Below are 12,401 nucleotides of genomic sequence, written 5' to 3' on the forward strand. Positions count from 1 at the left end.
ACGCTGATGCGCCAACGGTCCTATCACTTGTGCCAGTATCCGCAGAAAAAAGCAGGGTGTTAACTGATGGGCATGGCGGTCGGCAAACGGGTCGGCCACCGCTTCCTCATGCTGGAGGCCCGGCTCATGTCTGTTATTTCAAAGTGGATCGAACGGATCAGAATCCTGTTCTGGCCGGTTTCAAGGCGCAAGAGCATGTTGCTTGCGCCGCCGATGGTCGCCGAACTTCTTCCTGACATACCTGGCGGTGAGCCTAATTTGCTCCCCAGCAGCGCCTGGCTCGTGCCGTTGCGGGTCGATTTTCCCATGTGGCAAAACTCCGAGCCTACCCCGGGCAATCCCGAGTATCTGCGCGTGTACTGGAACGACGTGCTGCTGGAGGAGAAGACCTGGACCGCACCTGTACAGCCTGTCGATCTGTTCATCATGATCGCGCAGCAATACCTGATCGAAGGCCGGCATCGACTCCGTTATCGCGTCGAGACCTCCAATCAGGTGCAGACCGAATCCGAAACACTGGTCTTTGTCATTGATAAAACGGCACCGGTATTCGAAGACGAAGGGGCGCTGATTTTTCCGGAAGAAATCATCAGGGATGGTCTCACGGCGGCCTGGCTGGATACTCATGGCGATACCGTGCTGGCCGAGGTGCCCGCGTATTTTTCGCCGGGCGCCGGGGACCTCATTATCTGGTACTGGAGCAGCATGCCGACGGGGTCGGAGCACACCGGAACCCTGACGCTTGAAGCGTCCGATATCGGTGGCGCGATCAACATCGGCTTTGACCGGCAAGTGGTTCTCGAGAGCGGCGATGGCATTCGTTATGTGTCCTACAGGCTGAAGGATCGCTCGGGGAATGCCGGGCCTCGTGCGCTGGCTGTTGCGCTGCTGGTGTGCGCTCAGCCAGTGCCGCGTGTGTTGCCACCCCCTCGTGTTCAGAAGGCTGCAGGCTCGGCAAGTGCCAGCAGGCTTGATCCGGTCGATGCCTTTCAGGGCGCAGTGGTATCGATACCGGAGGATGCCGTGATTCTTCCCGGTGAAACCGTCCGCGTCCAATGGGCCGAGCCAGGCAGTGTGGGCTCTTTTCTTACGGAAATCGCAGACTCGAGACTGTTCAGCGTTCCTTCCACAAAAATTGCCCCGCATTTCAGCAAGTCCATCCCGGTGTACTACGAGGTGTTCGAAAAAAGCGTCGACTCACCCCATCTTTCGGACCGGCATACGTTGAGTATCCTGGGAATGACAGGCTTTCCGGTCGTGCAGTGTGACAAGGTATCCGGAGGGCGTCTGAGCCTGCAGAGCATTGCCGAGGGAGACTACGCGCGGTTCACGCTCGACAGTTGGTCTTTCATGGGCACTGACCAGTTTGTCAGCGTCGAGGTGCACGGCGTCGGCAGTGCTGATAATGAGTCGTTAGTGGTTAGCGTGCTGGACGAGTACCCGGTACCGCTGGTGGGCGATAACATCGACGTCGGTCGTATCAGCAAAACGGATTTGACTAGATTTCTGATCGGCACTCAGCTGGATGTGCGGGTGCGTGTGAGTTTCGACCAGACACTCTCGTGGCAGCCTTTCCCTTCACTGAGACCAACGTTGTATGCCTGAGGAAATCATGGACCGCCAGGTTGGCAGTCCATGGTGCATTGCTACTTGTAGGTCATCGTGAAGCTGAGCGCCCCTTTGGCCTTGCCCGGCCGGATCGCGCTGCTGTCCTGAGTCTGATAGAAGCGGGCGTAGAAGTTCAGCACAACGTTGCCGGGTGTGATCGCGATCAGTGGCACTTCGGTCTGCAACTCCATGGGCGTAACGCCATCACCCTTGAGGACCTGAATCCCCATGCCCTTGGCGTCCGAGTCGCTGGTCAGGCTGAAAACCCCGCTGCCGACGGGGCCCTCGGGAACCGAGCCTTCGACACCATCGAGCTGGATATGCGCCGTGGCCACGAAGCCTGCGCCCGTGTAGGTCTCGCAGTTACTCAACGCAATACTGAATGGCACCGCAGGTGTGGTGAAGCCGGGACCGGTGAAGTCAGCGCTGTCCCACTCACCCAACTGCACCGGGTCGGCACTGACCGGATCTGCACCGACGCTGCACTGTGCCTGAAGTATCGTGCCGGTTAGCCCGAATTTCATGATCCTGCCAAGCGTTGTCACGCTTCCGGAGAACAGTTCACTGCCATTGAGCACATTGGGTCCGGAGGGAATCGGTCCGGTCTTGACCAGCGTGACGTAGTTGTTCAAATGAAGGAAAGGCAGGCTTGTGAGCATTTTCTGGTGGTCGTTGAGGCCGATGAACGGAACGGAGGCGCTGCCACCTACAGGCGTGAAGCAATTGGGGCAGTTCCTGTCATACGGATACTCCAGTCTTACCCGCACCCCGACGCCCGGAATATTGGTTTGCAGTATCTTGCCGGTGAGGTCTTCCCCGTTTATAGGCTCCACCGTGCCGGAAAAGATCGGAGCCGTTGCCGTTGCGTTGAATTCCAGAAGAGCCGTGCCGTCATTTCTGCATGCCGCCTCCAGGCCTGCCTGATCTGGTGTGGCGTGAAGCATATCGATGCTGCCGATAAAGGTGCCCACTGCAGCGTCTTTCGGGACGTAGAGCGTGCCGATGTCGCGTCGGTAGTCCTTTATTCCCGGAGAGGAAACCCAGTAGCAATCGTTGCTCGGTGTGTCATCCGGTACGTCGGAATAAGCCGCAGCACTATGGCTGGCTCCCAACAGGATCAGACTGGGGAGCAGGGCATTCAATGCAGTGTTCATGGGTGATTCCTGAAATAACAATGTCGCGGATGGCTCAGACCTGATGTCACTGGGTACACGTCATGTCCTGCATTCGGTAGCCCTGGGCCAAAGGCATGCCAGCGGGGTCTATGTGCAGACGACACTGAGGGTCGCTTTTCTCTCCCCAGTGGACATCGAGGGTTTGTGCCTGCATGTCGGTGGACAGCAAAATCTGCCCGCCCTGGCCTGCGATGCCCAGGATGTTGCCCTGCGCGTCGCTGACCCGGGCGCCGAATGGCAGCGGCTGGCCACTGGGAGTGGTTGCATTGATGACCAGGCGTGTCACCGTGCGTGCAGCGAAGGTGGTCTTGATCACGGCACCCCTGGCAGGCACCACTTGAGCACTGGCGTTATCGATTTCCACCTCGGGGCCAAGCCGGTCGGTCTGCAAGGCGATCGGGTTATAGCGGTAGGGGCGCAGATAGGGCATCAATGCGTAGCCGCGACTATTGGTCCTGACACCGGTCGCGTTCTGTATGCCCACGCCTGGTGTATCGGGCACTTCGACCAGGGCGATGGTGTCACCCAGATTCGGGCCGAACTCGATGCCGTCGGCATGCAGCAACAAGGCGCCACTGGCATTGACTGATGTACTTCGATAATCATTGCCCTGAGTCACACCGGCGCCGAGGCTGGCGAAGGGCGCCTGATAGCCCGCCGCAAGGCTGGCACTTTGCTGCTTGCCGTCATCGTTGCTCAGGCTGGCGTGATAATTGACCCGGTTTTCGTAGAGGCTGCCGCTCAGGCTGCCCCGTTGACTGTGGCGATTGGCGCTGCTCTGCAGGTCGAGTGTGGCATTGCTCGAATGGCCGGTGTCGAGGGGCATCGAGATGCTCAGGCCGAACTGCCGGTCGTTGCCGCGGTTACTGGCTACGCTCAGCGACTGTGAGGCGTAGAAGTTATAGGTTATCCCGGCACGATGGGTATTGAAGTTGAACTGAAATTGTCGTTGCTCGATATCGCTCCCCCAGTAATTCTGTTGCGACAGCGTAAGACCGACGCTGCTGCGTGCGCCGATTCTCTGATGAATCGAAGCCTCCAGTCGGCTTCGGCGGCTACCCCTGAACGCATCGTCGTTGCTGCGCTGACTGACGGCTTCGTCGAAATCCCGATAGCCTGCGGTGGAGTAGCGATAACCTGCGAAGCGCAGATTGGTATGGGTAGTGAACGCCTTGCCGTACTTGATGGCGTAACTCATGCCCTGCACGCTGGACTGACCGGGCTGATCGATGCCGGCGCGTGACCGGGTCACATCGAACGCCATCGCTCCCAGCATGCCCATGTCCCGTGACACGCCCAGCGCTGCGGCATGGTAGAAGTCGCTGGTCATCAGTCCGCCATAAAGTGTCGAGTTCCAGCCTGTGCCAACGGCCAGCGTGCCTTGCCATAGCCAGGGATGGTCGGTGGCGTAGGCACCGTTGAAGCGGCCCAGGGCTGCGCTGTATTTCCAGACGCCTTCGCGCAACAGGTTACTCATGGTCGAGTAAGGTTGGGTAAAGCGCCGCACCTGACCATCGGCTTCGGTCAGCACGATCTCCAGTTCGCCGCTGCCCGCCGTGTTCAGGTCATCTATTTCATAGGGGCCGGCACTGACATACGTGGAGTAGATCGGGTATCCGTTCTGCAGGACTTCCAGTTTGGCCCTGCTTTGCGCAACGCCACGGATCACCGGTGCGTAACCCTGCAGGGAATCGGGGAGCATCTCCTGATCGGTTTTGATCAACCCGCCCTTGATCGGCAGGCTCCGGAAGACATCGCCGCCGGTGTAGGTCTCACCGAGGGTCAGGTTAGCGTGGGTGCCGGGCAGGTCGCGCTGTGCATAAGCGTAGGCTCTGGTCCACTCGCGATGTCCCTGTGCATCCTGACGCACGCTTTGATTGCTGCGCAATCGCCATGACCCCAGGTTGATACCGGTGTTGAGGTACAGGTCTGCGCTGCTGCTGGTGCCTGTTTCCCTATGGGTCGTCTGTTGCGCCGAGGTCTGGTAATTGATGAAGGCGGCGTTGATGCCGTAATCCCAAAGCGCCGGGTCCACTCGCCCGTTGGCGTCGCGGCGCATGGCGATCTGCGGTATCGAGATCGACAGTTGCAGTCTGCCGCCGTCCAGTACGACCTTGGCGTCCGGAATCAACTGCCCCAGCGCGACACAAGCGACTTGCAACAAGGCCGGGTCGGCCAGACTGTCGAGGCGTACGCCGATCTGCTCCAGCAGTTCCCGCGACAGGCAGGGCAGCAGGCCGTTGCCTTGTGGGTCGGCATCGAAACGGATCTGCCGTTGGCCGAAATGGCGCATATTGACGTGGATTTCTACCCAGTGATCGCCTGGCCCGAGGTTTTCGACAACTGACAACTGGTTCAGCACGCTGGCCGCGGCCTCACTGTCATAGTCCTGGCCCTGACGCAGGAAGCCGGACTGGAACTTGACAGGGGTTGCCGCCTTGGTCAGTTCCAGCGGTACGGTAACGCTGCCGCACACAATCAGCACCTGCATAAAGCGCAGGCGCACTGGTATGAACCCGGAATCGGGTAATAGGGTCATGTTCAATGTCCTGGGGATGAAACGGGCCAGCGCTGTTTCAGTCAGTCAGCGTGGCTGTAGCTGTCAGCGGCGTGCTGTAGCCGCCGTAATCGTTGATCGCGGAAAACACCACCTGCAGGCCCGGTACCGCTTTCGTTTCACTGAGCTCGTAATGGCGAGAGCTGAACGGGCCAAGCATGGCGACTTCCCTGACCTTTTCAGTTCCGCCACCGCCGGAGACGTCGAGGCGAATGAACGACACGTGAAAGGGTGTCGGATTCATCGCGGTCAGTTCTGCCTTGCCCGCAATCTGCCTGACCGACCATTGCAGGTCCTTGAGGCGGGCAATGGGGTTATCAGTCAGCAGCACCGGGCGATAAAACAGTTTGATACGGGTACGCAGGGCAATATTCAGTACATTGCCCTGCGAAGGGTCGGCTTGAGGTATTTCCTGCACGTTGAAGTAGAACAATGATTCGCGATCAGAGGGCAGTTCGTGGGGCAGGCCATTGATCTGTACCTGTTGTTCCTTGCCCGGATTAAGACGGAAAAGTGGCGGCGAAGGTGCGAACGGAACGACGGTGACAGTGTCGTCTGCCTCCGTATTTACCCAGGTCTGTACCGCGAACGGGCGATCACTTGGATTGGATACGACCACCGACGTACTGCGCTTGTCGCCGTCGAACACGATGCGAGTTGCGTTGACCGTCAGTGCTGCCTGAGTGGCTGGTATATAAGCTGCGCACATGAATAACAGCATGCACCCCGCGAGGGCAGGTCTTTTGAAAGCCTGTTGGCAAATCATGGAAAGTTACCTTGTACGTTCAGATCCGAAACGGACCTGAACGTATTGAAGATGCTTCACGTGAAAAGACTATTGATTCTTACACCGTGAGCGAATGGGTCGATGTATCAGTTGATTGCGACAACAAACTGTACATCCGCCGAAGCGGCACCGGCTTGAACGGTAGCCGCTGTCGAACGGTAGTAGGCGTTGAACACCATGTCGGTAGCACCGCCCTCAATCAGTGCATAGGGTGCCGATTGGCTGCCTGGTTTGATGGACGTCAAGGTCTGGTCCTTGATGACAATCGCAACGCCCTTTGCCCCGTCGGCAGTTGGGGTGACAGCGAAGTAGTCGCCGCTGCTGTCAGCGTTACCGATGAAGGTGACTTTGGCCGTATTCGGGTCGCCAGCCACAAGGCCGCAACTGCCGTCGTCATTGACGCGCAGGGCAAAGCTCTTGCCAGAGAGTTCCTGACCGATGCCGGTGAAGCGGTTGGCCTCGATAGAGCCCATGTTCACCACGTTGCCGATAGAGCCATCGCCCGGATTGACTACTTCGATAGGGCAGGTGGTAGCGGTGATCTTGCCTTCGAAACGGATCGTGCCGGGGCCGGGGTTGGCGGATACGACAGTGCCGGTGAGAGTAGTCGCCAGAGCAAGGCCCAGTACGGATAGCATTTTGTTCACGATGAAAACCCTATTAAAGTTACAGAAGTAAAAATGTAACTATTTATGGTGTCTTGAGAGACGGTTTGTGTTGTGTGTCATGACGGGACGGGAGTTTACAGTAGGTGAGTTAGTTGCAAAGTCTCTGGAGGGCTTTGCTTAATGGCGGGAGGTGTAGGATATTTCCCAAGCTAGTGTCGTCTATTGTAGTTTGCGAGTATGTACTTCGTTATATGTCAGGTTGATGGCGTTTGCAGGTCATGGTCTGGCATGAAATATAAATGTTTTGATGCTTGGTATTACACGTCCGGAGGCGTGGATAATGAATGATTCAGTATTGGCAATCGCCTTGGCAAGTCAGGCCAAGATGCCACCGACAAGCGCTTATAGCTGTCGATGGCGAGAAATTGAAATTTAATTTCTGACGGTTCGCAAGTCGCCGTTTCTTCTGAGACGGGGTAAATACTGTCTTAGCCGGAAAAAATATTGCCCAGAACTCTGTGGCCGTGGCGGTGGCGCTACTGGAGTTGGAGCTACAGCCCTTGGAATAGGTTGCATTCCACCAGCGGGAACACTGGCAAATGGAGTCGAGGTATTTGGTGAGGCGGTAACCTCGCCGACGAGCGATGTGGTATTCCTGGCACTGCCCATGCTCCTCAGCCCGCCGCCTGCACCCTGGTCCGTGCTGCTCAAGCTTCCTCTCAATCCTGCTTCGGCGCCGGTTGTTGGCGAAGCCGCCGCTGAGTTTGCTGTCCTCACTGCCGGTTCCACCGCTGCCTTGGACGCAGCCTTGGACGCAGCCTTGAGCGCGCTTTTAACCGCACTTCTGAATACCCCCCCAGCGAGGTCTAAAGGTACCGCGGCATAGGCCAGGTATTCCCCTAACCGAAAGGCTGTCTCGTTTCCCTTCGCCGCACCATAAGTAGTGGCAGCCGTTGATGCAGCCCCCAGAACGGTCCCTGCCGCCAGCAACCCTGTTGCGACGTAGGCCGCCGTCTGTGCGGTCATCGTCATACCCAGGACCGTTACAGGAACCGAGGCGGGCGCGGCCAATCCAAACGATGTAACTGTCGCGTAGGCACCCAATGCCGTGAACACTACGCCAACCGCGAGCATGATCCAGGTCTGTATTCCGATGCCCCCCGGCATCTCTGCAGGTATCGCATCCTCATCGGGCCTTCGCAGCCTGCCGCTCTGGGAGCTGGCGTCATGCCCGGTGGGGTCGCGCCAGGCAATGGGATTGCCCAGGCAATAGGTGTAGGGGTTGACCCCGCCTGCGCCAAAGGGGCTCAAGGAATCAGGGCTGTGAAAACGCATCATGCCGGGGTTGTAGGCTCTGTAGCCATTGCCCAGCAGGTACCAGCCCGTGTCTTTTTCGCATATTTCGCCGTTGAACCCTGCGACGCTGAGCAGCGCGTCATCGCTGTGACGTTCTCCGTAGGCGCTGTAGACCGCTGTTCGCAGCTTGTCCTGCTGGAACTCAGCGAGCACGCTCTGGTTCGCATCCGTCAGCAACAGCAGGGTTTCTGCCGGTTCTCCGATGGTCTGCTGGCCGACGGGTTGCTCGTCTATGTACAGAAACTGAGTACGTCGGTCGTCCTGCACCGTGCTGCTCAACTGCTGGTCCTGATAAAAACGCAGTATTTCGCTGTCACTGCCATTGCGGGTGGTGGCCAGATGATCATGGCCGTCGTAAGCGTATGTGCTGATCGGCTCACCCGCCGGTTTCTCCACCCGTAAAAGGCGGCTTTGGCTGTCGTAGTACAACCGGTTGCCATGTTCGTCATCGAGCTGGTTGCCGTTGGCGTCATAGCGGAACGTCGGGTCCGGTGTGCCCCGTGGAGGCCTGTAGGTGATGCCGAGCAACTGGCATCGGTCCCTGGAGAGGGGATCGGGGTCATCCTCTTTGCCATAGTGGAAAAAGGCCATCTCAGTGCTGGCGTCGGCAAATTCGGTAGTGGTCTGGATCATGTTGTCCAGCGAGTCGAAGATGAACGTCTGCTTGAGTATCGCCCTGCCGGATGCGTGCACTGGCAATGTGCTGCCTGAATAGATGACGCCGGTCAGACGACCTCGAGCGTCATACTTGAATGTTTCCAGCAGCAGCGTGTTGCCTGCTTCCTGCAAGTGACGGCTTTGCATGAGCCCGTCGGTTTGCCATTGCTGTTCCAGCGTACGTACCGGGTGATTGCCTGCAATCTGCGTCCTGAGAATTTCCTGTCCCTGGTCGTCATACTTCATGCGGTTTACCAGGCGGGTTCCGGCGGCCTGGTCACAGGTTGTCATCTCGCTGGGCTGACCCAGGGTGTCATACAGGATTGTCACCTCCACGTTGCCCTGCACAACGTTTTCGAGTCTGCCGAAATCGTCGTACCGGTAAATCGTTTCCACGCCTTTGACGCCACCTTTGATGCGGCCCTTGACTACGCCTTTAACCGAGTTTTTGACGTCTTTTTGTTCGACGTCGGTGCGATACATCGCACGGCCCTGCAAGGATGTCCGATGCACGGTTTTCCAGGTCCGGTCTTGTAGATCTTTCCAGGTCTCTTTGGTCAACTGGTTGTGCGCGTCATAAGCATAAACGCGCTTGCCCTGCTGATTGGTGGCAGAGGTCAGGCGGGCGCTGACGTTGTCATAGCCAAAACCGACGGTGTCATCCGGTGCAGTACTGGAGACGATCTGGTCGGTGAGTGCCAGGTTGTAGGTGTAGCTGATGTCATCGCCCTTGGCGGTTTTGCGGGTTTTGACCTGCCTGTGACCGTCCTCATACTCGTACTGCTCGATACGTTGCCCTGCCTGCGACAGTGTCAGACGACCCAGCCCGTCGAACGCCTGTTTGCCTGCCAGAGTGTTGGTAATGCCGTCCGAATGCATCATTTTCAGGCCGATCGGCAGCTCGGTGTTGCTGTGCGGTGCATAATCACGGTGCGCCTCGCTTCCATCCGGCAAGCGTGTTGTGACCATGCGTGACCAGGCGTCATAACTGAACAGGGTTGTGTGGTTTGACGCATCGGTCTGCTCCGTGCAGCGCCCCAGGCCGTCGTAGAGGAAGGTTTGTGAACCCAGATCTTTTTCTCCATCTGCGTTCTGGGTCTTGATCTTGTCCGGCTTGCCGAACATGTTCAGCCAGGTCTCGCTGCGACCACTGATCAGCGGTTTTGCGTCACTGCTTTGCACCCAGGTCTTCTGAACAGGGCCTTTATGTTCTTCATTGCCGATGGGGTCGTAGTACTGGTGGGTCTGTACGCCGTGATCCGAGGTAATGACACACTGGACGTTCCAGTCGTCATAGGCGTAGGTGTTTCGCGTGGCGAACCGTTGCTGGCTGGCGAACCAGTCATAATCCGTTTCGTGTTGCACATTGTTCCAAGCGTTGTATTGCGCGGTATGGATTATGCGCATCGCTTGCAGATCGTTGCTGTCGATGTGGTCCCGCTCCTCGAGTATTGCCCGGCCCAGGCCGTCCAGAACAGAGCGGGTCTTGACCTTGCGGGCGTCGACCAGCACTTGTTCTGCCTGCTGCCCCGCAGCGGAACACAGGGTGTACAGATACTCGCGACTGGCTTCATCACTTGAGTCCGGTGCGATCGTTTCTTTGGTCAGCCGGTTCAGCACGTCATAGACATAGCGGATCTCCACGCCTTCTTCCAGGGTCAGCAGCACCTGACCGGTCAACAACGACTGTTGTTGCTGCTTGCTTATGCGGGTGTTGTCGAAGCCGATCGTGGTGATGTCTATGAGTTGTACCGGGACCTCCAGTTGCCTGCTCTTGCTCTTGCTGTACTCGTAGACGGTAACGGTGTCGTTTCCATTCAGGGACTCGATATTTTTCCCGGTTCGACCATGCAGGAATGGCGCATCCGGCTGGTTGATGTACTCCAGCAGGACCTTCTGCAACTCTACACAGGTTCCATCGCTTTCAAGCTGCAGCAGCGTTTCGCTTTCCGGCACGATCCAGTCGGGTAACTCGCTGTCGGCCAGTGCAGGCAATGTCTGGTAGCGATAACGTGTGGCCAGGGTCGGGGCCCCGAGCTGCGACGATGGAGCGGGCTTGACCACTTTTTCTTTCAGTCGGGAGACAAACCCTTCCGCATCGGCCGGGCAACCGTCGCCACCGGCGGCCGGGTACCAGCTGCTGACTTCTTCGATGCCGTCGGCGCGGGTATGCACCAGCAGGTTGCCGTAACTGTCATAGGTATCGGTGACGGTCTCTGTGCGGGTCCGCTCAGGCGCGTCCAGCCGTTGCCAGCGGGTGGTGATTTCGCTGGGTAGCTGACAATCGTTGGGCTGTCTGGAGTAATGCTCGCCCTGCAGGATGTTGTAGGCGGTCGTGACCGTCAGCTGGTTTTTGTTCTGGGTGGTGACTTCAAGGGTCTGCAAGTGGAAGCGGTTGAAGGTCCGCTCTATGCTGCGCACGGCCTTGTTGTCGACCCACAGGCTTTCGGTACAGACATAGTTGTAGTCCTGCAAATATTTATAGAGATTGTCCAGGCCGTTGTCCTCCCAGGCGATGGGCAACCCTGCACCGAGAAAGTTTCGTGAGCGTTGCTGGCCGTCCTTGTAGGTATATCGCACATCGATCTCTGCCTGATTCAGGCCGGGATCGATGATGTGCTTTGTCACCCTGGGCACGGGCATGCGACCGGCGCTGGATGGAAACGCATGGCCCTCGTCCTGGTAGTAAACGTTTTCGCTGATTCCAGCAGGTGTCTCCACATGCCTGACGCATAATTGATTGCCGTTCTCCAGGCCATATTCGAAGCGCCACGACGCTTTGTTTTCGGTGGGCAGGGTGATGCGCGATACGCGTTTGTCGCTGCCTGCGAGGGTCATTAGAAAGCGCGCCAGCGGAGTACCGCCGGTGCCTTCGTCCGGATGCAGATCCAGCTCGACGGAGGTGGTGCTGCGGGCAATTTTCAGCAGCGTCTTACCCAGGTCGTCAGTGATTGAAGCAAGCCTGTAGGTGCTGCTGTTGAACACCGTGTGCTTGAGCGCAATGCTGTGCCCCGACGGCGCGATGATTTTCACCGGCCAGGCCATTCTCTTATTGCCGCTGCTGTGCAACTCGAGGATTTCCACCAGACCTGATTTGTGCGCCACCCGGTAAGACTCATCGTCCAGTTTGTAGAAGTGGAAGGTGTCGAGCTTCTTTTCCGTCATCGTCAGTTGGCCGTTGCTGCTGGTGCCGTCGACCCGGAAGGTCTCGCCTGTGCTGAGGGACAGGATCTGAGTGGCAGGGTCGTACTGCGACAACTGCATGTTCCAGCCCAGGCCATAGCCGCTGTCCAGCGTATTGAGCTGGCTGTAGGACAGGTCGAGTCGGAACCCTGGCCCGCGCAGGTCATTGCTTTGCAGATCGGGCAAGCTGATCGATATGTTGTATAGCCCGGTGCGTGGGTCAACGCCGCTTTTCAGACAACTCATGAAATTGAGCGCGTTGGAGTGCACGGAAGTAGAAGCAGCCATGGAGCGGACCTCGCTGATTGATGCGTGACAAGCGCAGCGGTGCCTGACGATTGTGCAGTCCTTGCGCTCTGGTCATTGACGACCCCCAAGCCTGAACGCCCGAAGACGTTCGTGTGGCTGGAGGTCTTGCCTAACCCTAACAGTCCGTACCCGGGCAACAACCTAGCAGTAGTGCTAGTGGG

6 protein-coding genes are annotated in these 12,401 nt (G+C 57.9%); 1 reads left to right on the forward strand and 5 read right to left on the reverse strand.

The genetic code is table 11. The annotated features are described in order from the left end of the window. Window positions 1-66: 66 nt before the first annotated feature. On the forward strand, window positions 67-1,605 hold the full coding sequence (locus KUIN1_RS10645) for a hypothetical protein (RefSeq protein ID WP_116886717.1): 1,539 nt from the start codon (window positions 67-69) through the stop codon (window positions 1,603-1,605). A gap of 41 nt (window positions 1,606-1,646) precedes the next feature. Here the strand turns inward: KUIN1_RS10645 and KUIN1_RS10650 are convergent, their stop codons facing one another. From KUIN1_RS10650 to KUIN1_RS10670, 5 genes are all read right to left on the reverse strand, one after another. After that, the gene (locus tag KUIN1_RS10650; RefSeq protein ID WP_011267391.1) at window positions 1,647-2,762 is read right to left on the reverse strand and encodes a fimbrial protein; all 1,116 of its coding nucleotides are present in this window, start codon (window positions 2,760-2,762) and stop codon (window positions 1,647-1,649) included. A 46-nt stretch (window positions 2,763-2,808) separates the two neighbouring features. After that, window positions 2,809-5,322, reverse strand: coding sequence for a fimbria/pilus outer membrane usher protein (locus KUIN1_RS10655; protein ID WP_116892737.1), 2,514 nt, complete (start codon window positions 5,320-5,322; stop codon window positions 2,809-2,811). Between the two features lie 37 nt (window positions 5,323-5,359). After that, entirely contained in the window at window positions 5,360-6,106 is a 747-nt protein-coding gene (locus KUIN1_RS10660) for a fimbrial biogenesis chaperone (RefSeq protein WP_024651641.1), read from the reverse strand. Window positions 6,107-6,213: 107 nt separating this feature from the next. Further along, entirely contained in the window at window positions 6,214-6,774 is a 561-nt protein-coding gene (locus KUIN1_RS10665) for a fimbrial protein (protein ID WP_024651640.1), read from the reverse strand. A 393-nt stretch (window positions 6,775-7,167) separates the two neighbouring features. Then, window positions 7,168-12,219, reverse strand: coding sequence for an RHS repeat-associated core domain-containing protein (locus KUIN1_RS10670; RefSeq protein ID WP_152091977.1), 5,052 nt, complete (start codon window positions 12,217-12,219; stop codon window positions 7,168-7,170). Between the last annotated feature and the right edge of the window lie 182 nt (window positions 12,220-12,401).

The sequence above is a fragment of the Pseudomonas sp. KUIN-1 genome (assembly GCF_009176725.1).
Lineage (GTDB): Bacteria > Pseudomonadota > Gammaproteobacteria > Pseudomonadales > Pseudomonadaceae > Aquipseudomonas > Aquipseudomonas fragariae.

Excerpts from the sequence above, each read along its gene's own strand:
- KUIN1_RS10655 (WP_116892737.1), bottom strand. The coding sequence starts at position 5,322 with ATGACCCTATTACCCGATTCCGGGTTCATACCAGTGCGCCTGCGCTTT.
- KUIN1_RS10650 (WP_011267391.1), bottom strand. The coding sequence starts at position 2,762 with ATGAACACTGCATTGAATGCCCTGCTCCCCAGTCTGATCCTGTTGGGA.
- KUIN1_RS10645 (WP_116886717.1), top strand. The coding sequence starts at position 67 with ATGGGCATGGCGGTCGGCAAACGGGTCGGCCACCGCTTCCTCATGCTG.
- KUIN1_RS10660 (WP_024651641.1), bottom strand. The coding sequence starts at position 6,106 with ATGATTTGCCAACAGGCTTTCAAAAGACCTGCCCTCGCGGGGTGCATG.
- KUIN1_RS10670 (WP_152091977.1), bottom strand. The coding sequence starts at position 12,219 with ATGGCTGCTTCTACTTCCGTGCACTCCAACGCGCTCAATTTCATGAGT.